At 61.7% G+C, this 25,216-nt stretch carries 30 protein-coding genes and 2 pseudogenes; 17 read left to right on the forward strand and 15 right to left on the reverse strand.

Going from position 1 to position 25,216, the window contains the following annotated elements:
• Window positions 1–23 precede the first annotated feature (23 nt).
• Entirely contained in the window at window positions 24–458 is a 435-nt protein-coding gene (locus Q1A85_RS00260; protein WP_299683870.1) for a GFA family protein, read from the reverse strand.
• Window positions 459–586: 128 nt separating this feature from the next.
• Between Q1A85_RS00260 and Q1A85_RS00265 the strand changes: the two genes are divergently transcribed.
• On the forward strand, window positions 587–1,171 hold the full coding sequence (locus tag Q1A85_RS00265) for a glutathione S-transferase family protein (protein ID WP_299683872.1): 585 nt from the start codon (window positions 587–589) through the stop codon (window positions 1,169–1,171).
• On the opposite strand, the gene Q1A85_RS00270 is transcribed toward Q1A85_RS00265, so the two are convergent.
• Together Q1A85_RS00270 and Q1A85_RS00275 are read right to left on the reverse strand one after the other, a co-directional pair.
• Complete coding sequence (locus Q1A85_RS00270) at window positions 1,147–2,325, reverse strand: TIGR03862 family flavoprotein (protein ID WP_299683874.1); 1,179 nt, start codon at window positions 2,323–2,325, stop codon at window positions 1,147–1,149. The genes Q1A85_RS00265 and Q1A85_RS00270 overlap by 25 nt on opposite strands.
• A complete protein-coding gene (locus Q1A85_RS00275) occupies window positions 2,322–3,653 on the reverse strand; it encodes a mechanosensitive ion channel domain-containing protein (protein ID WP_299683877.1) in 1,332 nt (443 codons plus the stop codon). The genes Q1A85_RS00270 and Q1A85_RS00275 overlap by 4 nt, the downstream gene beginning before the upstream one ends.
• Before the next feature lie 74 nt (window positions 3,654–3,727).
• Here Q1A85_RS00275 and Q1A85_RS00280 point away from each other — a divergent pair.
• Window positions 3,728–3,856, forward strand: a pseudogene (locus Q1A85_RS00280) (HNH endonuclease); the annotation flags it as partial.
• A 167-nt stretch (window positions 3,857–4,023) separates the two neighbouring features.
• Window positions 4,024–4,560 carry a hypothetical protein gene (locus Q1A85_RS00285; protein ID WP_299683879.1) on the forward strand — a complete coding sequence of 179 codons (537 nt, stop codon included), beginning with the start codon at window positions 4,024–4,026 and terminating at the stop codon, window positions 4,558–4,560.
• Between the two features lie 133 nt (window positions 4,561–4,693).
• Here Q1A85_RS00285 and Q1A85_RS00290 read toward each other — a convergent pair whose 3' ends face one another.
• The gene (locus Q1A85_RS00290; protein WP_299683881.1) at window positions 4,694–4,906 is read right to left on the reverse strand and encodes a helix-turn-helix transcriptional regulator; all 213 of its coding nucleotides are present in this window, start codon (window positions 4,904–4,906) and stop codon (window positions 4,694–4,696) included.
• A gap of 102 nt (window positions 4,907–5,008) precedes the next feature.
• Between Q1A85_RS00290 and Q1A85_RS00295 the strand changes: the two genes are divergently transcribed.
• Window positions 5,009–5,977: an IS1595 family transposase gene (locus Q1A85_RS00295; protein ID WP_299683883.1), complete on the forward strand. Its 969-nt coding sequence runs from the start codon at window positions 5,009–5,011 to the stop codon at window positions 5,975–5,977.
• On the opposite strand, the gene Q1A85_RS00300 is transcribed toward Q1A85_RS00295, so the two are convergent.
• Genes Q1A85_RS00300 through Q1A85_RS00310 form a run of 3 tightly spaced genes read right to left on the reverse strand, consistent with a single transcriptional unit; the run spans window position 5,974 to window position 7,390 of the window.
• Window positions 5,974–6,378, reverse strand: coding sequence for a hypothetical protein (locus Q1A85_RS00300; protein WP_299683885.1), 405 nt, complete (start codon window positions 6,376–6,378; stop codon window positions 5,974–5,976). The two genes, Q1A85_RS00295 and Q1A85_RS00300, sit on opposite strands and share 4 nt — an antisense overlap.
• A 24-nt stretch (window positions 6,379–6,402) precedes the next feature.
• On the reverse strand, window positions 6,403–6,942 hold the full coding sequence (locus Q1A85_RS00305; RefSeq protein WP_299683887.1) for a hypothetical protein: 540 nt from the start codon (window positions 6,940–6,942) through the stop codon (window positions 6,403–6,405).
• Between the two features lie 49 nt (window positions 6,943–6,991).
• Complete coding sequence (locus Q1A85_RS00310; protein ID WP_299683889.1) at window positions 6,992–7,390, reverse strand: hypothetical protein; 399 nt, start codon at window positions 7,388–7,390, stop codon at window positions 6,992–6,994.
• A 61-nt stretch (window positions 7,391–7,451) separates the two neighbouring features.
• Here Q1A85_RS00310 and Q1A85_RS00315 point away from each other — a divergent pair.
• Window positions 7,452–7,622: pseudogene (locus tag Q1A85_RS00315) on the forward strand (HNH endonuclease); the annotation flags it as partial.
• 218 nt (window positions 7,623–7,840) lie between these two features.
• On the opposite strand, the gene Q1A85_RS00320 reads toward Q1A85_RS00315, so the two are convergent.
• Window positions 7,841–8,470 (reverse strand): enoyl-CoA hydratase/isomerase family protein, encoded by a 630-nt coding sequence (locus Q1A85_RS00320; RefSeq protein WP_299683891.1) that lies wholly within the window; start codon window positions 8,468–8,470, stop codon window positions 7,841–7,843.
• Window positions 8,471–8,607: 137 nt separating this feature from the next.
• Here Q1A85_RS00320 and Q1A85_RS00325 point away from each other — a divergent pair, with 137 nt between their 5' ends.
• The 6 genes from Q1A85_RS00325 (at window position 8,608) to lpxK (ending at window position 14,838) form a co-directional block, all read left to right on the forward strand.
• A complete protein-coding gene (locus Q1A85_RS00325; RefSeq protein ID WP_299683893.1) occupies window positions 8,608–10,143 on the forward strand; it encodes a DUF2125 domain-containing protein in 1,536 nt (511 codons plus the stop codon).
• A gap of 61 nt (window positions 10,144–10,204) precedes the next feature.
• The gene (locus tag Q1A85_RS00330) at window positions 10,205–11,548 is read left to right on the forward strand and encodes a TldD/PmbA family protein (RefSeq protein WP_299683895.1); all 1,344 of its coding nucleotides are present in this window, start codon (window positions 10,205–10,207) and stop codon (window positions 11,546–11,548) included.
• Window positions 11,535–12,314: a 3'(2'),5'-bisphosphate nucleotidase CysQ gene (locus Q1A85_RS00335; RefSeq protein ID WP_299683897.1), complete on the forward strand. Its 780-nt coding sequence runs from the start codon at window positions 11,535–11,537 to the stop codon at window positions 12,312–12,314. The genes Q1A85_RS00330 and Q1A85_RS00335 overlap by 14 nt, the downstream gene beginning before the upstream one ends.
• A gap of 66 nt (window positions 12,315–12,380) precedes the next feature.
• Window positions 12,381–12,623, forward strand: coding sequence for a DUF4170 domain-containing protein (locus Q1A85_RS00340; RefSeq protein WP_299683899.1), 243 nt, complete (start codon window positions 12,381–12,383; stop codon window positions 12,621–12,623).
• Window positions 12,506–13,852 (forward strand): glycosyltransferase N-terminal domain-containing protein, encoded by a 1,347-nt coding sequence (locus Q1A85_RS00345; RefSeq protein WP_299683901.1) that lies wholly within the window; start codon window positions 12,506–12,508, stop codon window positions 13,850–13,852. Before Q1A85_RS00340 ends, Q1A85_RS00345 begins: the two co-directional genes overlap by 118 nt.
• Window positions 13,852–14,838, forward strand: a complete 987-nt coding sequence (gene lpxK, locus Q1A85_RS00350; RefSeq protein WP_299686318.1) for a tetraacyldisaccharide 4'-kinase — start codon at window positions 13,852–13,854, stop codon at window positions 14,836–14,838. The genes Q1A85_RS00345 and lpxK overlap by 1 nt, the downstream gene beginning before the upstream one ends.
• A 49-nt stretch (window positions 14,839–14,887) precedes the next feature.
• On the opposite strand, the gene Q1A85_RS00355 is transcribed toward lpxK, so the two are convergent.
• Complete coding sequence (locus Q1A85_RS00355; RefSeq protein ID WP_299683903.1) at window positions 14,888–15,586, reverse strand: DsbA family protein; 699 nt, start codon at window positions 15,584–15,586, stop codon at window positions 14,888–14,890.
• Window positions 15,583–16,098 (reverse strand): DciA family protein, encoded by a 516-nt coding sequence (locus Q1A85_RS00360; RefSeq protein WP_299683905.1) that lies wholly within the window; start codon window positions 16,096–16,098, stop codon window positions 15,583–15,585. The genes Q1A85_RS00355 and Q1A85_RS00360 overlap by 4 nt, the downstream gene beginning before the upstream one ends.
• 83 nt (window positions 16,099–16,181) lie before the next feature.
• Here Q1A85_RS00360 and mutY point away from each other — a divergent pair, with 83 nt between their 5' ends.
• From mutY to Q1A85_RS00375, 3 genes are all read left to right on the forward strand, one after another.
• Entirely contained in the window at window positions 16,182–17,228 is a 1,047-nt protein-coding gene (gene mutY / locus Q1A85_RS00365) for an A/G-specific adenine glycosylase (protein ID WP_299683907.1), read from the forward strand.
• Between the two features lie 85 nt (window positions 17,229–17,313).
• A complete protein-coding gene (locus Q1A85_RS00370; RefSeq protein WP_299683909.1) occupies window positions 17,314–18,450 on the forward strand; it encodes an alkane 1-monooxygenase in 1,137 nt (378 codons plus the stop codon).
• Between the two features lie 6 nt (window positions 18,451–18,456).
• Complete coding sequence (locus Q1A85_RS00375) at window positions 18,457–18,777, forward strand: cupin domain-containing protein (RefSeq protein WP_299683911.1); 321 nt, start codon at window positions 18,457–18,459, stop codon at window positions 18,775–18,777.
• Here Q1A85_RS00375 and Q1A85_RS00380 read toward each other — a convergent pair.
• The 5 genes from Q1A85_RS00380 to Q1A85_RS00400 all read right to left on the reverse strand — a co-directional run bounded on the left by Q1A85_RS00380 (window position 18,774) and on the right by Q1A85_RS00400 (window position 23,159).
• Window positions 18,774–19,172 carry a cytochrome c gene (locus tag Q1A85_RS00380; protein ID WP_299683913.1) on the reverse strand — a complete coding sequence of 133 codons (399 nt, stop codon included), beginning with the start codon at window positions 19,170–19,172 and terminating at the stop codon, window positions 18,774–18,776. The genes Q1A85_RS00375 and Q1A85_RS00380 overlap by 4 nt on opposite strands.
• A gap of 77 nt (window positions 19,173–19,249) precedes the next feature.
• Window positions 19,250–20,602: an adenylate/guanylate cyclase domain-containing protein gene (locus Q1A85_RS00385; protein WP_299683915.1), complete on the reverse strand. Its 1,353-nt coding sequence runs from the start codon at window positions 20,600–20,602 to the stop codon at window positions 19,250–19,252.
• 145 nt (window positions 20,603–20,747) lie between these two features.
• On the reverse strand, window positions 20,748–21,848 hold the full coding sequence (locus Q1A85_RS00390) for a site-specific DNA-methyltransferase (RefSeq protein WP_299683917.1): 1,101 nt from the start codon (window positions 21,846–21,848) through the stop codon (window positions 20,748–20,750).
• 87 nt (window positions 21,849–21,935) lie between these two features.
• Window positions 21,936–22,550, reverse strand: coding sequence for a ribonuclease HII (locus tag Q1A85_RS00395; RefSeq protein WP_299683919.1), 615 nt, complete (start codon window positions 22,548–22,550; stop codon window positions 21,936–21,938).
• A gap of 159 nt (window positions 22,551–22,709) precedes the next feature.
• Entirely contained in the window at window positions 22,710–23,159 is a 450-nt protein-coding gene (locus Q1A85_RS00400; protein ID WP_299683921.1) for a hypothetical protein, read from the reverse strand.
• A 170-nt stretch (window positions 23,160–23,329) separates the two neighbouring features.
• Here Q1A85_RS00400 and Q1A85_RS00405 point away from each other — a divergent pair, with 170 nt between their 5' ends.
• The 3 genes from Q1A85_RS00405 to Q1A85_RS00415 all read left to right on the forward strand — a co-directional run bounded on the left by Q1A85_RS00405 (window position 23,330) and on the right by Q1A85_RS00415 (window position 25,214).
• Window positions 23,330–23,611 carry a hypothetical protein gene (locus Q1A85_RS00405; protein WP_299683923.1) on the forward strand — a complete coding sequence of 94 codons (282 nt, stop codon included), beginning with the start codon at window positions 23,330–23,332 and terminating at the stop codon, window positions 23,609–23,611.
• A complete protein-coding gene (locus tag Q1A85_RS00410) occupies window positions 23,583–24,287 on the forward strand; it encodes a hypothetical protein (protein WP_299683925.1) in 705 nt (234 codons plus the stop codon). The genes Q1A85_RS00405 and Q1A85_RS00410 overlap by 29 nt, the downstream gene beginning before the upstream one ends.
• A gap of 150 nt (window positions 24,288–24,437) precedes the next feature.
• Entirely contained in the window at window positions 24,438–25,214 is a 777-nt protein-coding gene (locus tag Q1A85_RS00415; protein WP_299683927.1) for an HpcH/HpaI aldolase/citrate lyase family protein, read from the forward strand.
• Window positions 25,215–25,216: the final 2 nt, after the last annotated feature.

The following is a 25,216-nucleotide window of genomic DNA, read 5'->3' on the forward strand; positions in this document are numbered from 1 at the left end:
GTCCAGCCTGTGCCCGCGAAATGTCAGCCGCTGTCGCCGCCGAACATCTCAAGCACTTGCGCTTCGGTCATCTGGTTTCGGTCGTCACCGGCAAAGCTGTAGACATCCGGTTTGAGGTCGATGAACAATTCCCCCGTAAACGGGATGCCGTTCGCATCATCCAGCGTCCCCAGCCCCACATGCATGTCGCCCTGCATCGGGCCGGGGGCCGTGACACGGTAGAACAGGTTACCGCCACAGGTTTTGCAAAACGCCCGCTCCGCCCATGGGGAGGATGTGAAGGTGGTCAGGTTCTCTTGGCCCTCAAGGGTCAGGCCACCGGCGGGGACGGCCACGCTCATGAACACGCCACCCGACCATTTGCGGCACATGCCGCAGTGGCAGGCACCGGTTTCGGTGACGGGAGATGTGATTGTGTAGCGCACCGCGCCGCAAACGCATGATCCAGTGTGAGACATGTGAACTCCTTTGCTATGGCTCGTGTCAGCCTAGGCCCGCCCCGTGACAGAATTTGTCAGCAAGGCGGCGTTGCCCTGCCCCGCCTTGCCTGACATTGTATCCCAAATCCGACGAAAGGGAGCCGCCCATGTATCGCGTCATCGGCACAGCCAAAAGCCGCGCATTCCGCGTCATGTGGATGCTGGAGGAACTGGGCCAACCCTATGAGGTGGAACCGGCCTTGCCGCAGACGGACGACATCCGGCGCTACAACCCGCTGGGCAAGATCCCGGCACTGGTGGATGGCGATGCGGTGCTGACCGATTCCGTGGCGATCATGACCTATCTTGCGGACAAGCATAGCGGCATGACCGCCCCCGCTGGCACGCCAGAGCGGGCGCGGCAGGATGCGATGACCCTGTGGCTGGTGGATGAGATGGATGCCTTGCTCTGGACGGCGGCCAAGCACAGCTTTGTGCTGCCGGAAAAGCTGCGCGTGCCAGAGGTGAAACCCACGGTGAAAGCGGAGTTCGCACGCAATGCGGACCGGCTGGCGGGGATGCTGCGGGGTGATTTCCTGATGGGGGATGTGCCGAGCCTGCCCGACATCCTGGCCAGCCATTGTCTGGGTTGGTCGCTTGTGGCGAAATTCGACCCCCTGCCCGACAGCATCAAGCCCTACACCAAACGCCTGCGCGAACGGGACGCCTACAAGGCCGCCGCAGCGAGGTAGTCAACCGCGCCCTGCCCTGCCCTGCGGCCCGTCGCGAGACAGGCCGTGAGCAGATAGCCCCCGGTGGGTGCTTCCCAGTCCAGCATTTCGCCGGCGCAGAAGACGCCCGGTCTGTCCTGCACCATCAGGTGATCGTCAAGCGCGGTCATCGGCACCCCGCCCGCGGTCGAGATCGCCTCGTCCATCGGGCGCAGGCCGTCATGGGCCACGGTCAGTTTCTTGAGCCGCCGCGCCAGTTGCAGCGGCCCGTCGGGCAGCGGACGGCCCCATTCCTGCAACAGCGCGATTTTAACAGGATCGAGGCGGAGCGTCTTGCGCAGGTGGTTCGACAGGCTCGCCTTGCCGCGCGGTCTGGACAGGCGGGCGGCAACGTCGTCGACGCTCAGGTCCGGCAAGAGGTCCAGCGTCAGCCGCCCCCCCTTACGCACGCCCCGTGACACGGTATAGATGCCGCCGCCTTCGAGACCCTTGGCCGACAGAACCGCCTCGCCGCGCGACCGGTGCGGCCCGGCGCGCCAAGCCACGCCCTTGAGCGGGGTGCCAAGGTGGCGGGCCATGTGATCGGACCATTCAACGCGCAGCGCCGCGTTGGCCGGGGCAAACGGTGTGATCTCGGAACCGATCCAACCGGCCCACGCACCATCGGAGCCAAGGCGCGCCCAGCTGGCCCCGCCACACGCCAGAATGGTGGCATCCGCAGTAACGCCAAGCGGCCCGGACGGCGTATCAAAGCACAGCCCTTTGCCAGCCCAACCGGTCCAGCGGTGGCGCGTGTGGGTCTGCACTCCAAGCGTCTGCAATCGGCCCAGCCACGCGCGCAAGAGCGGTGACGCTTTCATCACAACAGGAAAGACGCGGCCCGTCGTGCCGGTGAACACCTGCTGGCCCAACCCTTCGGCCCACGCAACGATTGCGGCATTGTCAAAGGCGTGCAGGGCCGGGGCCAGCGCCGCCTGCGCCTCTGCATATCGCGGCAAAAGGTCGGGCATAGGTTCGGCATGGGTCAGGTTGAGGCCGGATTTGCCTGCCATCAGGAATTTGCGCCCGAGGCTTGGCTTGGCCTCGTACAGGTCCACCGCATGACCTGCGCCCGCCACCACCTCTGCGGCGGCAAGGCCCGCAGGCCCGCCGCCAATCACCGCGACGCGGCTCATTCCGGCATCGGCGGCAGCGGGCCTTTGAATTCGACCGTGCGGTGGGGATAGGGGATCGCGATGTCGTTGTCCTTGAGCGCGTTCCAGATGAGGAACAGCACGTCGGAGGTATATTTCTTGGACCCGTCGTCGATCCCGTTCACCCAGAACTCAACGGCAAAGTCGATGCCACTGTCACCAAAGCCGCGCAATTCGCAATCGGGCGGAAACGGCTGGTCCAGCACTTCGGGGTGCGTGGACACCGCTGCTTCGATGATGGCGGGTACGGCGTTGATGTCGGTGTCGTAACTGACCGAGAACGGGGCCTCGTAGCGGTTGGCAGAGCCTGAATCGGAATAGTTGACCACCCGCGTGGTAATGAAATCCTCATTCGGGACCACGATCCAGCGGCCATCGAACGTCTCGAGGATTGCAGCGCGGGCCGTCATCTTGACGATGGTGCCCGCCTCGCCACCATCGAGTTCCACATAGTCACCCACGGTCGCCTGCCCCTCGACCAGCAGGATCACGCCCGAGATGAAATTCGACGCAATTTTCTGGAGGCCAAAGCCCAAGCCCACGCCAATGGCGCCCCCCAGCACGGCAAGCGCCGACAGGTTGATGCCCATGATGTTCATCAACACAAGGAAGGCGACGGCAAAGATCAGGAATTCTACCGCTTTGGCCAGCAGTTGCCGCAGGGACGGGCGCATTTCGTCCTGTTTGCTGATGAATTCGGTCGATTGGCTGTTGGACCATTGGCCCAGCCAAAAGATGATGCCGCCGACCACAACGAATTGCAGCAGCCACAGCAGGTTGAAGGACAGGTTGCCCAAAGGCACCACAGTTGCCTCAAGCCGACCGGCGGCCGGTCCCAGCAGGCCAACCGCATAAAGCGCCGCCAGCGGGATCAGCACGTAGCGACCCAACAGTTTCAGGAATGGTTCTGCGAGGATGTCACGCACCAGCGCGCGCACGGCGAGGAACAGGAACACCCGTTTGCCAAAGGCGATCACCGCGCCGCTGTCAAAGATCGACCGCACCACGGTTTCGCCAATGCCGGTAAAGACATAGGCCAGCAGCGGCAAAAGCAGCGGCAGGAACTGCGCGACAAAGCGGCGGGCACGGGCGATGGGCGTTTCCGCCTCTCCCGGATCAAGGATGCGCGACAGGAACGGTTGCAGGCGGCGGTTGACCAGCACGGCAAGCACATAGGCCGCAAGCAGCAGGCCAAATTGCGACCATGCCGCCGGGCTCAGGAGCCAGCTGAGCGCAAGTTCCCAGCCTTGCAGCGCGTAGCCCGCGATCGTCTGAACGATCTCGGGCTGGCTCTCCAGATCAAACTCCACACCGCACCTCTTGTCGTATGCACGTCCCGCAACACTTGTCACGGTGACCCACGCAAGTGCAAGAGACCGGTGCAATGCCCGACCCGATATGCCCCTTGTGCGACCGCCCGATCCCGGCGGACGCCCCGCAAAGCCTGCACCACCTAATCCCCAAGCTCAAAGGGGGCAAGGGCGGGCCAACCGTTCTGCTGCATCACATCTGCGGTATTAGGTAGCAAGCGCAACACGTCGGATTCACATCTCAGTCACACATCAGAACAAAGCCGGATTTTCGCCGATGCGGGCTACGGCTGTGAATGTGAAAATTAACACTTGCAGCATTCACATCCTGAGTATATCTAGGCCTCAGGATAGAAGGGCTGTGAATCCCATGAGCGAGCAAAGCATCATCACACGTCGCATCGAAGAGGTGAAGGCTGAGAGCGTTCGCCTTCGCGCTAAGTTGGCTGAGAACGACAAGGAACTTGTTGAGCTGGAAACCGCTGCAAGTGTTATTGCGCGCCTTACAGGGGCAGAACGGCCTGAGACTGTCACGTCAGACGCAACGTCTACGTCGAAAGATGCAGTACGGGCAAAAAATGCAAAGCCGGAAGGCCTGCCTACGATGCCAGAATTGATCCTCATGGCGCTTAAGCAGGAAAAGCGGGCCATGGAGCCACGTGAAATCACTGAGGTTATTCGCCGCAATTGGTGGCCCGAAGTAGACGGTCAGAAGATTGGCAGCATCGTCTGGCGACTGAATAATCGCAAAGATATTGAAAAGGTTGAGGGTACTTCGACATATCGTCTTCCCCAAATAAAAGAGGCCTCTGACACTGAACCTGGCCGGTCGCCGTCAGAGGCCTCGCTTTTCCCTGTTCCCGAAGCGAAGGGGCTTGAAAGCCAGCCTCGGGATGGTGGGACATGAGGAGGTAGTTAACCCTCTCTCATGGGGGCCGGGAAGTGGTTTCCGTTGCCGGGTTTGCACCGAGTGACGCGGGGTCCGACTCCCCGTCGGTCCACCATTGAGTTAGCAATACCTGGCATATATGTCAATAGAATCAGGGTTTAGTCACCCTGATTCCGCTTGTTGTGAACTCAATCCCATGATCCGTAAGCGCCTTCTCCATTGCTGCCATGTTATTGCCAATGGGAATGCGCCTTCCTTTCTCAAAGTCGCGAACGGTAGAAAGCGAAACGCCTGAGCGTTCCGCTAGTGTTCTTTGCGGCCAATCCAGCCAGCCGCGCGCCGCACGTGATTGTTCTGGTGTCATACAGTCTATGTAAGTGTGAAAATAAAATGTGTCAACGTCAACGAAAAGTGTTGAACTCACTCATTTCAATACATATGTGTAATGTCAACGAAAAGCATTGGCATGACACAACACTTTCTCATATCCTCGCAAGCGCGCACGCTTTCACTGGCCAAAGTGGCCAGAATGAGCGACGACGAGGCGTATGATGCGTTTTGCCGCCTTCGTTGGGTTGAAACAGATGGCGAGCCAGCATGCCCCCGTTGTGGCTGCGTCGGAGCCTACAACATGCGGACGCGCAAGAAGTTCAAGTGCAAGACACGTGAATGCCAGCATCAGTTTTCGGTCACTTCTGGCACGATCTTTGCCAGCCGTAAACTTCCGGTTCGCGACTACCTTCTTGCTATCGCGATTTTTGTGAACGGAGCGAAGGGATACGCCGCCCTCCAACTGAGCCGTGATTTAGACGTGCAGTACAAAACCGCTTTCGTACTTGCCCATAAAATTCGAGAAGCCATTGGCGCGGCTCAATCAGACAACTCGCCGCTGGATGGTGAAGTTGAAGTAGATGGTGCGTACTTCGGGGGCCACATCCGCCCCAAAAACGAAGCGAAGGATCGGATCGACCGACGACGCAACAAGTATCAGACGGGGAAGCGGCGAGTTGTCGTGGTTGCTCGCGAGCGTCGGGGGCGCACTCTGACTTTCGTTCACAAAGCCGAAGGCGAGGGGGTTGCCAGCATCAACAGATGTGTTGCCACGTCAGCCACTATTCATGCTGATGAGGCGAGCCATTGGGACGCGCTCCACATGCGTTATCTGACAAAACGCATCAATCACAAGCGCGCATATTCGACCGATGATAGCAACACCAATCAAGCGGAAAGCTTCTTTTCCCGCCTGCGGCGCGCAGAGGTCGGTACCCATCACCATATCTCGGGGCAATATCTGGATGCCTACGCACTTGAAATGGCGTGGCGTGAAGATAATCGCCGGATCAGCAATGGTGAGCAGTTTTTGGCCGCTACCAATGCCGCTCTGGAGCACCCAGTCAGCCGTCGTTGGAAGGGATATTGGCAGCGAGCCACTTAGGCCGCTTCGCTGAAATCCACTTTCAAGTGGCGGTCTTGCGCGGTTGCCTTCGTGTAGGAAAACGCAAGTTGGATCGCAGCGGCCATTGTGGACGCCGGGTCAATCTTAACAAGCCGATTCACAATATCAGACAGCTCAACGACGCCCTCTTGCGGCAAGCCCGCCCGTTCAAGCAAGAACTTGATCCCTTTGATTGTAAAACCAACGTACAGAGGCTCTCCGTCATGGCCAAAATCATTGTTCTGATGGAGCGTAACGGCTCCATTAAAACGCACCTCAGTTACGCTACAGTCGCGCGTGAAGACACGGATGGAATCCATATGCTTGTCAAAATATGCGATGGGCTGGAACGACTCAAATTCCAGCCCGACAAGGTCATCGGCGTAATATCTATCAGTCACTTTTCTCTCCCGGCTGCTCGTCTTTTATTGATTTTTTGTCCACACACAAGGCGTGTCGTATCTCTCCATGTAGTCTAGCGGCATTTCGGGATCGTCGGGGCTGGCTGCTATCCAGGTCCAGTGCTCAATCCACATATCTACCTCTGGAAACTCGCCTTCCATCTTGTTTGGCGACAAGTATATAGCAAAAACCCTACCAGATGGTGCAGAAATGCGTTCGACCTCGCCTTTTTCTATGCTTCCGCCGAAGCGGGCATCATGCTTTGGATTCAGGATCAACGCAAACTTATCGAGATGCGCTTCGTTGTTGCCATTGACCAGCATCGGGCGTTTCAGTCCACGATGGGCGGAGGTTGCAAAAATGGCGCCGGTTGAGATCACCCCAAACAACTGACCAAACTGAACCCGGAAGCCACGCGAAATGCGCCTCTGCATTTTTTCGGAAGTTATTGCAATCTTGAGAACTTCTTTTGCGTGAAGTTTGGAAAAGTCTTCACAGTTTTTCAGGAAGTTAGGGGCATCCGTAACGCGATAACCGCCCATCTGATTGTAATGATAATCCACATGACCTCCGCACAAAATTACCGGCTTTTGTGAAATTTTCATTTGAGTGTCAAGCCGAATTAGTCGGAATGCTCGCCTCCCAGTGCTGTCGTATATTTGCAACCAAGCCTTGTCGCTTAAGCCCCCAAAGGCAGATATAAACCCTTTTGTAGACCCGCTTGTATTCTATGTTGGTCTTTTGTGCGTTTACGGCGCGCGCAATCTCAGCGCCCGTTTTTGGCCCACCCCTGAGCGCTTCCAGCACCATCCGCCGCAACTCGCCTTTGGCAAAGTCTTTTGGTGTCTTGCGGGGCATATTGAGCGCCATGGGTTCCGCACCATACATCCGCAACAAAGCGTCTACGTGTTCTAGGCCCTCCTGATCCTCGCGCACCATCTCCTGTCGAACGTAGTGCAGGGTATCAATTACGGTCTTAGGTTTGAGCGGGCGGAAATATCTGCGGGTCATGGGGATTCAATACAGGAATCCAACATGTTATGCGTGTTGCGCTTGCTACCTAATACCGCACATCTGCCATCGCGAGGTTCACGCGACGCTGACCGAGGCGGAACTGGCGCGCGACTACGCCACGCCAGAGGCGTTGCGGGCCCATCCGCGGCTGTCCAAATTCTTTGCTTGGGTGGCGAAACGCCCGCCGGGCTTTTTGTCAAAGGTCCCGGGTGGGCGGCGCAAGCGGTAGGGTCCGGGCGTCAGGGTTCGTGCGGGCGCGGGCGGGACGGGCGCGCATGGATGCGGCGGGCGACATCCTGAAGCACATGCCGGGCGATCAGCTGAATTTTTTCCTGATGAGTCAGGGGTGTTGGCGCGGGACGCGCCGGTTTTTTCGGGCGTATGATGTAAGTATCGCGCGCCATATACAACTCCCCAGAGAAGCATAGCACGGATCAACCACGCGCACTACCGGCTCGTTGTGCCATGGGCGGAACACAGCGCCTTGATGGCCCGGGCATGTGCGGGTGTCGCCGCAACAGTGTCGGCCACGAGACTGCGCGCACGGGCCATAACGTCGCCATCGGCCACGACCTCGTCCAAAAGGCCAAATGCCAGCGCCTGCGAAGCGGTGATCTTTTGGCCTGCCATCAGGATCAGTTTGGCCCGTGCGGGTCCCACGAGGGCCGCGAGGCGACCCGGATCGCTGGGCTGCGGCAAAAACCCCAGCTTCATCACGGGATAAAAAACCTTGGCCTCCGGCACGGCAATACGCAGGTCACAGGCCAAAACCATACCCATCGCCCCGCCCGCAACCGTCCCGTTGAGCGCGGCCACACTCAGCCCGCGAAAATCGGCAATCGCCCCCGACAGACGTTCCCACACCGGCGCGGTGGCCAGACCGCTTTGTGCGGCCTCAAGGTCCATGCCCGCGCTGAACACCTTGCCTGCGCCGGTCAGGATCAGCGCCTGCGCCTCTGTCGCCGCCGCAACCGCGTCGGCCAGATCGGACAGCATGTCGGCGGTCAGGGCATTGGCCTTGTCCGCGCGGGTCAGGGTGAGGGTGGTGACGGGACCGTCCTGAGAAATTTCGATCATCGTCTGCCTGCCTTTCTTCAAATCATGTCACTGACCGCTTACGTCCTGATCCGTGCGAGGTCCAGCGATGCGACTTGACGCGCCCAGTAGCCTGCCGGACCATACGGCCAGCCATTTGACCAAAGGATTCCCTGCCCATGACCCGTTTTCCCCAAGTGTTGACTGCGTCCACCGCCATTGCGCTGGTCCTGCCCGCCGCAGCTTTTGCCGACCTGACTGCCGTCGAGGTCTGGGAAGACTGGAAAAGCTACATGACCAGCACCGGCTATGCAGTGACCGCATCAGAGACCAGCGCGTCCGGTGTTCTGACCGCCTCGGATGTCTCCATGTCGGTCGCATTGGGCGAAGATGCCGCTGACGGAAAGGTGGACGTGCGCATGGGCGAGATCGTGTTCACGGAAAACAGCGACGGGTCTGTGTCGATCGCGCTGTCCGAAGTGACTGCGTTCGATATCACCATCGCCCCCGAGGAGGATGCCGACGAGATCGAGCTGACGATGACCTCCACCCAGACCGCACCGGTGATGACCGCCACGGGAGCCGTGGGCGACGTGACCTATGACTACACCGCCGCGCAGGTGGACGTGGCGCTTGATGGGGTGGAAGTGTCTGGCGTGATCCTCACGGACGAGATCGCGCGGATGTCGATGGTGGCAAGCGACGTGGCCTATACCATGTCCAACCAAGTCGGAGACGTACGCACCCTGTCCCAGACAATGTCGGCCAGCGCGCTGACCTATGATGTCTTCTTTGAAGACCCCAAGGGCGACGGCACATTCAAGATGACCGGCGCGATGGAGGGGCTGAGCTTTGAAGGGTCCGGTGATCTGCCGATGGATGTGGATATGCAGGACCTGAACGCAATGCTCGACGGTGGATTTGCCTTTGACGGCACATTTACGTCCACCAAGGGCGGGTACGATCTGACCTTTAACGGTCCGGACGGGGGCGGCACGATCAACACCGCATCCGACGGAGGCACGCTGCGCGTGGCGATGGCACCGGGCGGTCTGACCTATGACGTGGCGCAGCGCGGTGTGAACCTGAACATGCTGATGACCGAACTGCCGCTTCCGATCTCGCTGACGGCGGCAGAGGTGTCCACAAACCTGCTGGTGCCCTTGCAAAAATCCGACGAAGAGCAGGAATTTGGCCTTGCCATCGGGTTTGACGAATTCACCATGTCGGACGCGCTTTGGGGTCTGTTTGATGCTGCGGGCCAATTGCCGCGCGACCCGGCCACGTTGATCGTGGACCTGTCAGGCAAGGCCAAGGTGCTGTTCGATTTCCTCGACCCGGAACAGGCCGCCGTGCTGGAGCAGTCCGACACCGCACCGGGCGAGTTGAACGCGCTGACCCTGAACGCGCTGGAACTGGACGCGCTGGGGGCCAAGTTGACCGGCGCGGGCGACTTTGTCTTTGACAACAGCGATCTGGTGACATTTGACGGCCTGCCGCGACCCAAGGGTGCGGTGAACCTGTCGCTGGTGGGCGGCAATGGCCTGCTGGACAAGCTGGTCGCCATGGGTCTGGTGCCCGAGGATCAGGCGATGGGCACACGCATGATGATGGGTCTGTTTGCGGTGCCCGGCGAGGGTGAAGATACACTCAAGTCCAAGATCGAGGTGAACGACGAAGGCCACGTGCTGGCCAACGGGCAGCGCCTGCGCTGAGGCGCCACTTGAAGCGGGGGGCCCACACGGCTAGGTCATGCGCAACCAAACGGAGCAGCGCATGACCGTCCTTCCCGACCTCACCGAACAGATGTTGACCGCAGCACGCGCGGCGGGGGCCGATGCCGCCGACGCGATGGTCGTGCAGGGCGTGTCGACATCCGTCGACGTCCGCGAGGGGGCCTTGGAACAGGCCGAACGCGCCGAAGCGATTGATCTGGGCCTGCGGGTGTTCGTGGGCCAGCGGCAAGCGAATGTGTCGACCTCTGACGCCTCCGCCCGCACCATCGAAGAGATGGCGGCCCGCGCCGTGGCGATGGCCCGCGAGGCCCCCGAAGACCCGTATGCGGGTCTTGCCGACCCCGGCGCGCTGACCGACCGACGCGACGCGCAGGGGCTGGAACTGCACGACCCCGCGCCCGAGCCGTCGCCGGAGGCGTTGCAGGCGGACGCACTGGCCGCCGAGGCGGCCGCGCGCACAGTCGATGGCGTTACACAGGTTCAGCAAAGCACGGCAGCCTACAGCAGCCGGGACGTCTGGCTTGCCGCGACAAACGGCTTTTCCGGCGGCTACCGGCGCACGGATCGGGGCACCAGTTGCGTGGCCATTGCGGGCACCGGCACCGGCATGGAACGCGATTACAGCGGCGACAGCCGTATCTTTCAGAGCGACCTGCGCACCCCCGAAGAAATCGGGCTGGAGGCCGCAGAACGCGCCGTCGCCCGCCACGGCGCGCGCAAACCGCCCACCGGCGCCTATCCCGTCCTCTTTGACGAACGGATCGCCGCCAGCCTGATTGGACATTTGCTGGTTGCAGCAAATGGCAGCAGCGTGTCGCGCGGCGCATCTTGGCTGCGCGACCGTTTGGGGGAACAGGTGCTGCCTGACGGCATGACTTTGATCGAAGACCCGCACCGTCCACGGGCCTCTGGCAGCCGCCCCTTTGATGCCGAAGGGCTGCCGACGCAGCGCCGCGCGATTGTCGAAGACGGTCGATTGACGGGCTGGACGCTGGATCTGGCCACAGCGCGCAAGCTGGGCATGGCCTCGACCGGGAATGCCGCGCGCGGCACATCCGCGCCGCCCAGCCCCAGCACATGGAACGTCGCGCTGGACCAAGGCACAGCCACCCGCGCCGACCTGATCCAGGACATGGGCACCGGATTGCTCGTGACCTCGATGATTGGTTCGACCATCAACCCCAACACCGGCGACTATTCCCGCGGCGCGGCGGGCCATTGGGTCGAGAACGGCGCAATCGCCTATCCTGTGAACGAATGCACCATCGCGGGCAGCCTGCCCGAGATGCTGCGCCGGATCGTTCCCGCCAATGACGCGCGCACGCATCTGAGCCGCGTTGTCCCATCGCTTTTGGTGTCAGGCATGACCCTTGCCGGCCAGTGACCTGCCCCTGTTGACCCACGCCGCGCGTGTGGCGGGGCGCATCGCCACCAGCTTTGCCGGACCCTCTGCACGGCGCTGGGACAAGGCGGATGGCGCAGGCCCCGTGACCGAGGCCGATCTGGCCGTGGACACCTATCTGCGCAACACCCTGTTGGCGGCGCGCCCAGACTACGGCTGGTTGTCCGAAGAAACGGAAGACGATGACCGCCGCCTGAGCCGGGACACGGTGTTTATTGTCGATCCCATCGACGGCACGCGCAGCTTTGTCGAAGGGTCGCGGACATGGGCCATCTCGATTGCCGTGGCGCATCGGGGCGAAGTCACAGCGGCCGCGATCCACCTGCCTCTGCGCGACAAGCTATATGCTGCGGGCCATGGGCGCGGGGCCACCCTGAACGATGCGCCTGTGCGCGTGACCCGGACACATGCCCCGCCGCACGTGCTGGCGGCCAAACCCAATTTCGACGACGGCAACTGGCCCGGTGGACGCCCGGCCAGCGACCGCCACTATCGCCCGTCGCTGGCGTATCGGCTTGCACTGGTCGGACAGGGCCGGTTCGAGGGGATGCTGACGCTGCGCCCGTCGTGGGAATGGGATATCGCCGCAGGGGCCCTGATCGTGACCGAGGCAGGCGGGTCGGTCACGGACCGTGCGGGTGCGCCGTTGCGGTTCAACACCGAAGGTGCGTTGCTGAACGGTGTTGTTGCCGCGGAACCCGACCTGCACGCCGCGATGCTGTCGGGCCTTGTGCCCGGCGTTTCTTGACCCTGCCCGGCAGATGCGCAAACTGCGACGGGACACACACCGCCCCCAGCGAAAAGGATCCCTTTTATGACCCAGCGCCTGCATCTGGTCTTTGGCGGCGAACTCGTCGATCCGTCGAAAAACGTGTTCAAAGACGTGGACGATCTGCATGTGGTCGGCATTTTTCCCGACTACGAGACGGCGTATAACGCGTGGAAAGCCGAGGCGCAGCGCACCGTCGACAATGCCCACATGCGCTACTACATCGCCCATCTCCACCGGCTGCGCGACGAAGAAAACGCCGCCACCGCAACGGAGGAACTGGGCTGAAATCTGCGACCCGAGGATCACTTGGGCTGACCGCGTACCGGACCCTGTCGGGCCGCAAAACGGCACCGCCCTTTACCCCGCCCACCCCACGTCCCAAGGGCGAGCTGGTCTGGATTCACGCGGGCGAAGAGGGCAACGGACGGGCGATAACGGATGTCGCCCTGCGGCTGGTGGCGCTGCGCCCGGAATGCGCGGTGCTGCTGACCGGCACGCCGGTTGCACCGCCGGGTGGCCCGGACGACGGCATCCTGCGCCAACATATCGACAGCGATCATCCAGAGGTGGCCGACGCATTCATTGCCCATTGGAAGCCCGATATCGTTGTGTGGACATGGGGCGGGATGCGTCCGAACATCGTACTGGCCGCCAAGGCAAGCGGCGCGCATATGATTTTGGTCGATGCCGCCCAAGATGGGTTTGACCGCCGCCGCAACAGGTGGTTGCCCGAGGTGCCCCGACGCCTGCTGGCGCAATTCGACGTGGTCATGGCGCGGTCGCAACCCGCCTTTGCCCGTTTGGTGCAACTGGGACGCCCGATCACCGAGATCGAACTGGCAAGCCCTCTGCGCCCCTTTGGTCACACGCTGCCCGCCCATGACAGCGACGTGGCCGAAGTGACCGAAGCCCTGCGTGGCAGGCCCACTTGGCTCGCCGCCCACGTCCATGCCGACGAGGTTGCAACCGTGCTGGCCGCGCATCGGCAGGCTCTGAAAGTCGCACACCGGTTGTTGCTCATCCTGCTGGTTTCCGACCCGGAGACCGTGCCCCGCGTGACGAATGTGGCCGCCAGCCGGGGGTTGAATGCCACGCTGTGGTCCGACGGCACCTTTCCCGACGATCACGCGCAGGTGCTGGTCGCGGATGCCGTGGATGAACTGGGTCTGTGGCTGCGCGTTTCGCCCGTTGCCTTTCTGGGCGGATCGCTGGGGCCCGAAACCGAGGACACCGATCCCTACACCGCGGCAGCGCATGGCACCGCGATTGTCTACGGGCCATACGTGCCCACCCACAGTGACGCCTACAAGCGGTTGCTGACCGCCGGAGGCGCGCGGATCATCAATGACGCCAGCAGCCTCGGCCTTGCCGTATCGCAGATGGTGGCACCGGACCGGGCCGCGCAGATGGCGATGGCGGGCTGGGACGTGTTGACCGAAGGGGCGCACAGCCTCGACCGTATTGTATCCCGCATCCAGAACCAGCTTGACCGCATTGCCAAGGAACACGCGTGATGCGCGCGCCCGGCTTTTGGTACACGTCGTCGCCTGACCTGCGCGCACGCGCGTTGTCGCCGCTTGGCGCGCTCTATGCCCGTGCGACGGCGCGGCGGCTGGCACACGGGCCATATGCGCGTGTCGGTGTGCCCGTTATGTGCGTCGGCAACCTGTCGGCAGGCGGCACGGGCAAGACGCCAACGGTCATTGCGCTGGCCGAACGGTTGCGCGACCGGTTTCACCAGCCCCATATCGTCAGCCGTGGCTATGGCGGGTCCGAGGCGGGACCGCTGGAGGTGGACCCGACGCGCCACCGCGCCGCGCAGGTCGGGGACGAGCCGCTGCTGCTTTCGGCCTTTGCCCGCACGTGGGTTGCGCGGGATCGCCACGCCGGTGCCAAGGCTGCGGTGGATGCAGGTGCCACGGTGATCATCCTTGACGACGGGTTCCAAAACCCCGCGCTGGCACAGGACCTGTCCGTCGTGGTGGTTGATGCGGAGGTCGGGTTTGGCAACGGTCTGTGCCTGCCCGCAGGTCCACTGCGCGAACCGGTGCAGGTGGGCCTTGGCCGGGCCGACCTGTTGCTGAGCATCGGGGATGCCGCCGCGCAGGCCGCGTTTGACAGCCAGATACCGGCACAGGCACCGCCAAGGATCAGGGCAGAAATCACACCGTTGCAAACCGGGATGGACTGGGGCGATGGGCGCTACCTTGCCTTTGCCGGGATCGGGCGACCGGACAAGTTTTTTGCCACCCTGCGCAATCTGGGCGCAGATGTTGTCCGCACCGAAGCACTGGGTGATCACGAACCGCTGTCATCCGCCCTGCTTGGACGGCTGGAAACCGAGGCCCGCACACTGGGTGCGCAACTGGTCACAACCGAAAAAGACGCCGCGCGCCTTGCACCAAGGGATCGCGGCAAGGTGATCACTCTGCCTGTCCGATTGTCCATCTTGGATGCGGATGTGCTGGACCGGGCGCTGGATACGCTGCCTGCGCCATAAAAAAACGCCCGCGCAGGGGGCGGGCGTTTCTCGGTAATGTGACGCGCGATCAGCTGCCTGCGGCGTCGTCGATCAGGCGCTTCATCTCATCATAGGCCATGTTGTTATACGTGGTCCCGTTGATGACAAAGCTGGGCGTGGAACTGATGCCATCGGTCTCGGCGTTCTGCTGATACCACGCAACAAGCGTGCGCAGGTTGTCACCGTCTTGCAGGCACCCTTCGAGTGCGTCATTGCCAAGACCGGCCAGACGCCCGACCTTGCGCAACTCTTCGACAATGGCCGACGGGTCGCCGCCACCTGCACGGCTCCATTCGGCCTGCGTGGCGTAAAGCATATTGGTGATACCAAAGAAGCTTTCGGGTGTGCCCGCGCAGCGCGCAATGGCCGACGCCCAGAGGCCAAAGCGGTCAAAATAAACCTCGCGGTAGATAAAGTTGATCTTGTCCGTGTCGATATAGTCCGCCTTGAGCTGCTTGTACGCGCCTTCGTGGAAACGCGCGCAGTGCGGGCAGGTGTAGCTTGCGTATTCGATGACGGTAACGGGCGCGTCCGGGTTGCCCAACTGCATTTCAATCACCGAAGACGTGTCGATATCCTCGCCTGTGGTTTGCGCATTGGCCGCACCCAGCAGTTGTTCCGCTTGCGCCTGTTGCTGCGGGGACGGGCCTGCGCCCATGCTGCTCCACAGGTAATACCCGCCGATGCCGACGGCGATGGCCACGAGGGGCACCAGAAAACGTGTCATGAGCGTTGTCCTTCATGCGATTTGTTCAGAATGTTCGTGCCCAGCCGTTCCAGCGCGGCCCTCAGGTCGCCATCCTCGACCGGCGCGGCCAGATCAGTGGCGGCGGGCGTGGGTTTTGGCGGTGCCTTGGGCGCTTCGGGCGCGGGGCGGTCAAAGGCCACCTGCCCTTCGGCAAATCCGGTGGCGGCGGTTTGGGTGATGCGGATGCGCGCAATGGCGTTGTAGCCATAGACGGCGTTGACCTTGTCGCGCAGCTGTTCCTTTTGCATTTCGAGCATCGGCGCCTGCGCGCCCGTGGTCAGCAGGGTCAGTGTCGCCCCCATGCCCCCACGGCCATAACTGACCTCGACCGGGCGCGAGATCGCGGCGACGTCGGGTCCCGCCACTTCGGCCCATTGGGTGAGCAAACGGCTTTGGGCAAACCCCTTGGCCGCGCTGGCCGACCGGATTTGTCCGGTCAGCAGGTTTGCTGTCCGTTTGAACCCGAATGTTGTGGCGCGGCGCGTGGCCATGGCTATGTTCCCTGTCACTCAGTTGTGAACATAGCGGATGTGGGGGCAGGCACCAGCCATGACGACCGGAAGGAACATAACACGTGCGTGACTTGTCCGCCGAATTGCTGGGCTGGTACGATGTGCACGCGCGCAAAATGCCGTGGCGCGTGCCACCTGCCGACAAGGCCGCCGGTGTGCGGCCCGATCCATATGCCGTCTGGATGAGCGAAATCATGCTGCAACAGACCACCGTGGCGGCGGTGACAGCGTATTTTCGCGCCTTCATCACCCGGTGGCCCACAGTAAGCGATCTGGCCGCTGCCGAAGATGCCGATGTCATGGCCGCGTGGGCGGGGCTTGGGTATTACGCCCGCGCCCGCAACCTGCTGAAATGCGCGCGCGTTGTGGTCAAAGAGCATGGCGGCGCGTTTCCGGCGGATCACGCGGCGCTTCTGAGGCTACCGGGGATCGGGCCCTATACCGCCGGGGCCATCGCCTCCATCGCATTTGACCTGCCTCATGTGGTGGTGGACGGCAATGTTGAGCGGGTGATGGCGCGCTTGCACGACGAACACACACCCCTGCCCGCCGCCAAACCGATCCTGACCGCCCACGCCGAAGCGCTGACACCGGCAGAGCGGCCCGGAGACTATGCGCAGGCGGTCATGGACCTGGGCGCTACAATCTGTTCGCCCAAATCACCCGCCTGCGGCATTTGCCCGTGGCACGCCCCCTGTGCGGCGCGGGTGGCAGGCACCGCGCAAGATTTGCCGAAAAAGACGCCCAAACAGGCCAAGCCGGTGCGCCACGGCACCGTCTATATCGGCCAGCGCGTGGACGGTGCGTGGTTGCTGGAAACGCGGCCTGACAAGGGATTGCTGGGCGGCATGTTGGGCTGGCCCGGATCGGACTGGGTGGCGGCCACCGGCGCGCGGCCCACTGCACCGCCCGTGGATGCCGATTGGCGCATGGTGCCCGGCGAAGTCAGGCACACATTCACGCATTTTCACCTGATGCTGGACGTGATGATTGCAGCGCTGCCGATGACGGCAGACCCGGATCGCGGCCATTTTGTCCCGCATGAACGGTTCAGCCCCTCGGACCTGCCCACGGTGATGCGCAAGGCCTTTGATCTCACCCGAAAATGAAGCGATGCGCGCAGCGTCACACTTGGCAGGTCGCACGGCACCCCGTTACACAGGCACCGTGCGCAAAACCCAAAAGGACCACACCATGATCCTGCCCCCACAACAGGTCGCCCGTTTTCAGAACGCGCTGCCCTTCTGGATGTCCCTCCTGCTGCTGCCGCTGGCCTTTATCAGCGCGGCCTATGGCGGCTGGACGGTGCTGTTGCTGCCGGTGGTGACATGGTACCTGTTTTCGCTTCTTGATCTGGCAATTGGCTTAAACACCGACAACGCCGATCTTGAGACGTCCGAAGACGACATGTTCTGGTATCGGGCCATCACCGTGGCGTGGGCACCGCTGCAATTCCTGATGTTGTTCGGCCTGATCTGGTACGTGGCTCCGGCAGAGCACCTGAACACCGTGGAAAAAATCGCCGTTTTCTTTGGCGTTGGCGTGATCACCGGGACGGTCGGCATCAACTATTCGCACGAACTGATGCACCAGAAGAACAGGCTGGAGCGCTGGATGGCGGACGTGCTGCTGGCGATGGTGCTGTATTCCCATTTCCGGTCTGAACATCTGCTGGTGCATCACCGCTATGTCGCGACCCCGCGCGATCCGGTCACGGCGCGCATGGGCGAAAGCTTTTACCGCTTTTACCCGCGCGTCCTGAAACAGTGTTTCCTGAGCGCACTGGGCGCGGAAAAGGCGATGCTGGCGCGCAAGAACCTGCCCGCGACAGACAAATCGAACCCCTTCTGGAAATATGCCGCGCTGCAAGCCGCGTGCCTTGTGCTGGCCTTTGTCTTGGGTGGATGGGCCGGGATTGGCCTGTTCCTCCTTCAGGCGGGTGTTGCCATCTGGCAGCTGGAACTGGTGAACTACGTCGAACATTACGGGCTGACCCGCAAACATCTGGGCGAAGGCAAATACGAACACGTCCAGCCGCGCCATTCGTGGAATGCCGCGCAACGGGCGTCAAACTGGCTGCTGATCAACCTGCAACGCCATTCCGACCACCACTACAAACCCGACCGCCGCTTTCCCATCTTGCAGACCTATTCCGCCGATGAGGCGCCGCAATTGCCCTATGGCTATCCGGTGATGACCATTGCGGCGATGATCCCGTCCCTGTGGCGGCGCGTGATGAACCCGCGCGTGCGCAAATGGCGCGAGATGTACTATCCCGAGATCACCGACTGGTCTGCCTACAACAAGGCCGCCAACCCTCTGCCACGATAGCCTGCCATGTGTTCCACCGCAGGCACCGCAACCCCCACCATCCGGATCGACAATGACCGGGTGCGCGTCACCGAGTGGCGCTTTGCCAAGCGCGGGGACAACACGGGCTGGCACCGCCACGCCTATGACTACGTGGTGATCCCCCTGTTTGACGGCACACTCGAGATTGATCTGGGCAACGGCGAACGCACCACGGCGCAGATGCAGAACGGCGTGCCCTACTACCGCACGCTGGGGGTGGAGCACGACGTGATCAACGGCAACGACTTTGAATGCGCCTTTGTCGAGGTTGAGTTGCTCGAAGACCCAAAGGCGGACGCGCCCTAGTCGTCTGCCTGCAACGTCTTGAGATAGGCCACCAGATCAACCACCGGGGACGAGGTCATAATGGGCTGCCCGGTTTCGGTCTTGGTCGGCGTGTCATCCACCGCAAAGAATGGCCCGTAGACCGGCATCTCGGACCCGTGGCTGACCAGCGGGTCGGTGCCGTCGATACGACGGATCACACGTTCGGTCGGAAAGACAAAGTCGTTTTCTGCAGCCAGAACGGTCAGGTTCCGCGGCTGCACCAGCATGGCCGGTGCCATAGGTCCGTCGCCGCGCCCTTCGGTCCCGTGGCACGCCGCACAATGCATCCAGAACAGCTGTTCCCCCCGTTCGAGATCCTGCGCGTCCACAGCCGCCGGCAAGAGCAAAGCCGCAAGTGTGATCAAGTGTTTCATGTCGCCTCTCCCATGTGTTGACGTAGACAGGATGGCAGGTCTGACGGGGGCGCGCCCTGATCCGTATCAATTGGTGGCTAATCCAGTACCCAGACAGACACCGGATCGGCGACGCCGCGCACCGGTTGATCGGCGGCCCGGCGCAGTCCCGTGTTGTCACCCGCCGCATTGATCACGGCATCGCTGACCACCGCACGCACATCCAGCGCGCGCGTCATCGCCTCAAGCCGGCTGGCCACGTTCACCGTGTCGCCCAGAACCGCGAATTCCAGCCGGTTGGCCCCGATATCGCCCAGCACGACCGTACCGAAATGCAGCCCGAACCGCGCGTCAATCTCGGGCAGGCCATCGGCGCGGCGCTCGGTGTTCAACGCCTCCATCCGGTCGGCCATCGCCCGCACACAGGCCAAGGCGCGTTTGGCGTCACCCGGCAATGGCAAGGGCGTGCCAAATGTCGCCATGAGCCCGTCACCCAGATATTTGTCCAATGTCCCACCATGGGCGAATACCTCGCTCTCCATCCGGGCATGAAAGGCGCGTAGCGTCGCGATCACCTCCTGCGCGGATCGACCGTCGGAATAGGTGGTGAACCCGACAATATCCACAAAGAGCACCGCCGCGTCGTGACTGCGAATTTGGCCCAGCGGTTCGTCCTTGGTCGACAGTTCATCGACCATCGACGGCGAAAAATAGCGGGCCAGATTGGTCCGCTCGCGCGCCATTTCGGCACTGTCGAGGACCAGCATCTGATAGCGGCGCACGGCCACGGCAAGGATCGCCGCCACGATAAAGAACACGATGACCTCTTGAATCCGCAAATCCCAGTTGACCGAATTGGGGTCGAAGAGATGCGCAAGATCGGGATTGCCCGGGAACACCGATTGCATCGCCACGCCCAATTCCGGATATGTCCGTCCGAACAGCCAGACGCAGGCCGCACCCAGCAGCCAAAGCGCCGCAGTCCAGTTGCCGATCGCGATTATGGTACGCCATGAATAGGTCAGAACCCCCGCCGCAAGGATGATCGTGAAGTACTGAAAAACCTCGAATCGAAAGATCATCGCCGTAGGAATCGCCTCGGTCGAAAATGGATTGGGTATCAGCAGCGCCGCAGTCATCAGCACCAGATCGGCAAAGAGCAGCGCCAGTTCGGCGCGCGATTGACCGACACGCCCCACCCGCCGCTGCGCCAGCCCGACAAACACCAGCGCCAACAGCAAGGCATGATACCACAGCACATCCCAGTTCGGGTTCAGAAACACCAACAGCACTGCCGTGGCCGACAGCGCCCCAATGCGCGCCTTGACGGCAAGGTCCATCCCTTCGCGTTTGTTGCGCGCCAGCGCCTCTTGCGCGTGGCGGTGGGTGGGCACTTCCGCCTCTTCTGTGGACCGTCTAACCGGAAAGCGAGTGGTGCTGAGATCAACCATCCTGTGCGCCTTTTTGCGACTGCCAGTCCCAATGTAGTGTCGATGAACAAAAAAAGCCCCGCCAAATCTGGCGGGGCCTGAGTTGCAGTGCCCATGGCATAGCCTTGGGTAAGGCCGCAGGCACCTGGCGGTGTTTCGTAAATGTCTAGTCGTGCATTTCGGCCCGGATTTGCTGGCGCAGCACGTCGATGGGCACAGTCTTGCCATCGCGTTTGAAGCACCAGTAGGTCCAGCCATTGCAGCTGGGCGCGTTTTCCAGATGGGCACCAACCTGATGGATCGACCCCTTGATGTCGTCCCCGATCAGCGTGCCGTCGGCGCGCACCTTGGCCTTGTGACGCTTGTTCATGGAATAAAGCTCTTCGCCCGGGCGCAACATGCCGCGTTCGACCAATTGGCCAAAGGGCACGCGCGGCTCGGCGCGCTTGGAGGCGGACACGGTCAGTGCCTCCTTGTCGAACTTGCGGATCTTGGCAAGGCGCGCTTCGGCCACCTTGCGATAGGTTTCTTCGCGCTCAATCCCGATGAATTCGCGGCCCAGCATCTTGGCCACGGCTCCGGTTGTGCCGGTGCCAAAGAACGGGTCCAGCACCACGTCGCCGGGATTGGTCGATCCGACCAGCACCCGGTGCAGCAGGCTCTCGGGCTTTTGTGTCGGGTGCGCCTTGTCACCCGCCGCGTCCTTGAGCCGTTCGTGACCAGTGCAGATCGGCAGAACCCAGTCGCTGCGCATCTGAATGCCCTCGTTCAGCGCCTTGAGCGCTTCGTAGTTGAACGTGTACTTTGATGTCTCGGACTTGCCCGCCCAAATCATCGTCTCATGCGCGTTGGTGAACCGCTTGCCGCGGAAATTGGGCATCGGGTTTGATTTGCGCCACACCACGTCGTTCAGGATCCAGAACCCTTCGTTTTGCAACGCAGAGCCGACGCGGAAGATATTGTGATAGCTGCCGATAACCCAGATCGCCCCATCAGGCTTGAGCAAGCGCCGCGCCGCCTTGAGCCACGCCGTGGTGAACTCGTCATAGGCCCGGAACGAATTGAACTGGTCCCAATGGTCGTCGACCGCATCCACTTTGGAATTGTCCGGGCGGTGCAAATCGCCCTTGAGCTGCAGGTTATAGGGTGGATCCGCAAAGATCAGGTCGATCGAATTCGCAGGCAAAGACTGCATCAGTTCAATGCAATCGCCAGCAAGAATTTGGTTCAAGGGAAGCGCCTCGGCGCCCTTTACATGTTTCGTCATCGTCTGCCTCTGTCCCCGGCGCTTGTGCGCTCGTTGGTTGACCCCAAGATGAGTCAGAGGCGATTCGTGGTCAATTTCTTTTTTGAATCAATCAGTTGAGAATTTTTCTTGATACAAGATGTTGTGGACCGGCTTGAACGAAACTCTATGCCATGGGGTTACGCCAAGTTTCTCAAGCGCCAATCTGTGGCTTTTTGACGGATATCCCATGTTTGTCTCCCAGCCATAACCGGGATGCTGTTGCGCCAAATCCACCATGATCCGGTCGCGACATATTTTGGCCACAATTGAGGCCGCCGAAATACTGACCGAACGGGTGTCTCCCTTGATCAACGGCGTCGCCGGACAGCGCAGGCCGCTGGGCACGTGGCGTCCGTCCACCAACACGTGATCGGGCGGCACCGACAGCCCCGCCACCGCCCGCACCATTGCCAGATGCGAGGCGCGCAGAATGTTGAACCGGTCAATCTCGCCCACCGACGCGTGCGCCACCGACACATCCGCAAAAGCCAGAATCTCGTCCCACAATGCATTGCGCCGCTTGGCGCTCAGCTTCTTGGAATCATCGAGACCCTCGGGCACATGTGCCAGATCCAGCACAACCGCTGCGGCGGTCACCGGCCCGGCCAGCGGCCCGCGCCCAACCTCATCGACCCCAGCGACACGCCCGCCGATCTCCAATTCAAATGCAAGATCCGGCATCGCCCGTCTTTGTCCCCAAAAAATCCCCGCCGGAGGCATAAAACTCTGATCCCACCCACAACCACAAGCACCGTCCACAGAAAAAAGAGCGGTGCCCGAACACCGCTCTTTCTCAGTTGGACCGCAAGTTTGGGGACAAGGCGGCCCGCCTGCCCGCTCTTACCGGCGGGCCAACTGGTATCCGTGACGATTCAGGCAGCGCGCGCTGTACCCTTGGCGCCATCCGCGATCCGTGTAGAACTCACGATGACATTGACGCGGCAAACTGTTCACAAACCCATAATTGTGGCGCAGACACCGCTGCCCAAAGATCCGGCGCTTGCCGTGATCGGTGTGAAAGCTGCGCAGGCATTCCTGCGGCAACAGTTTGCGGCTGACGCGGGGCGGCAGGGGCCGGGGATCACGGGGCCGCGACACTTCGCGCCGTTCTTTCTTGTCCTTGCGTTTGTCGGCAATCACCGCACCGATGACGGCCAAACCAAGCAACGCGGCAATCGCGGCGGCGGCTTCATCATCACCCGCCCGCGCCGGGGCGGCTGAAAATCCGGTAACCGCAATCGCAACAGCGGCGATGGTGGCAATGACATGTTTCTGTATACGCAAGATCATGAGAGAGGTCCTTGTCTTTTGGGTGTGCGAGCCGTGACGTATTCGCTGGTGATCCCAAGCTGGGGCCATCCCCCTCAGACAGGCAATAACAGGCCTCTGTTATCGGATATCAGACCGGTCAAGGCCCTTATGTTATTGAATATCCCGGCAACCCGCCGCAATTTGGTGCCATGACACGCTTTGCCCTCTCCCTCCTCATCGCGCTGGCCTGCGCCGGCACCGCACAGGCCCAATGCTACGCCGAATACAAGGCCAAGAAGGACGCCCCCCTGCGCCTGCACTACGGGGTCGCGCAAATCGGCGGAGCCTGCGATACGGGGTCCGCCACCCGCGAACTGGCACCACGCCTGACAGCCCAAGGCTGGACCCTGTTGCAGGTCCAGTCCGTGTTTGGTCCCGAAGGTCTCGATCAAAGGAAAGACAGTGCAGGACAATACTACCTCCGCTTCTGACATTCGCCGCACCGGAGGCCGTCTGGTAGCCATCGGCATCGGCAGCATCCTTGCATTGCTGATCGCGGCGGCACTGTTGCTGTTCCTGACCCTGCCCGACAGCGGCGCATTCGACGCACGTGTCGAGGCGATGTTCATCGAAAACGCAGATCTCACCGGACAGGCCGAAATCAAGCTGCTGGAAATCCTCGCCCAATCCGGCACCGCATTTGCAGACACATTGGCCAGTTACCGGCTGGTGATCTTTGTGTTGCTGGTGTTTGCCACCGGCATGATGATCGCGGCGCTAGTCTTCCTGATCCTGCTGGTGGGCTTCAACCGGCGCATGGCCCAGATTGAACGGGTGGGAATTCAGGTCAATTCGCTGCTGATCAGTCGCGAGGAAAACACTGTCTTCCTCAACAACCTCGGTTTCAAACTCACCGACGCGGCGATGGAAACCATGTCGATCCTCGCCGAGGCCCGCATGGATGACGACGTCCTGTCCGGCTCCGAAATCGAAGGGATGATCTCGGGCCGGTGCGCCGCCGACTGCGAAGAGGCTGCCGGTGCCACGCGCATCAAACGTCTGCGCGACACGCTCGGCAACCAGATCGTCAGCGAACTTCTGGTCAAGAACATCGCCCGCCGCGGTTACATGCTGGCAGTGGAAAAGGACGTGATCAAAGTCCTCTGATCTTCTTCTGACCAAAAATACCACCGCCGGAGGCAATCCCATCCGCTGAAAGCGGATGTCTAAAACTGTGTGGCGCGTATGCGCCTCAATTCGACAGTAGCCACGGAACCAAAGCGGCGTATGGTGCGCCAAGACCCAAAGGAGATCGCCATGCCAGCCCCCATAAACCCGTTCAAGGCCGCTATTACGTCAGGCCGCACCGTCATCGGCTGCTGGCTCTCTCTCGGTGATCCGTTGGCCACGGAAATTGCGGGCACCGCAGGGTTTGACTGGCTGCTGATCGACGGTGAACACACACCCTACGATATCTCCAAGATGCGGATGCAGTTAATGGCTCTGGAATCCTCAGACAGCCACGCCGCCGTCCGGGTCCCTGTGGGCGAAACCTGGATCATCAAGCAAGTGCTTGACGCCGGTGCGCAAACCGTCCTCGTGCCCATGGTTGAAACCGCTCAGCAGGCGCAGCAACTGGTGGATGCCGTCCGCTATCCACCCACGGGCGCGCGCGGGGTCGGCTATTCCGGCGCGCGGTGCAGCCGGTTCGGATCCATCACCGACTATGGCCCCACCGCCGATGACCAGATTTGTCTGCTCATTCAGGTCGAAAACCGTGCCGGCATTGCCAATCTTGACGCGATCCTCGCCGTGGACGGCATCGACGGCGTGTTCATCGGCCCGGCGGACCTGTCCGCCGATATGGGGCATATGGGTCAACTCACCCACCCCGACGTGCAGGCCACGATCAAGGATGCTTTCCAGCGCATTGAGGCGGCGGGCAAAGCCCCCGGTGTGTTGGCCACCACGCCGGAATTCACGCAGGATGTCCTCGACTGGGGGGCGCGGTTTGTCGCCACCGGGCTGGACCTGTTGATGCTTGCAAACGCCCTGCGCACCCTGTCGGCCCGATGGAAGGATGCCGCGACCTGATC

The sequence above is a fragment of the uncultured Tateyamaria sp. genome (genome assembly GCF_947503385.1).
Taxonomy (GTDB): Bacteria; Pseudomonadota; Alphaproteobacteria; order Rhodobacterales; family Rhodobacteraceae; genus Tateyamaria.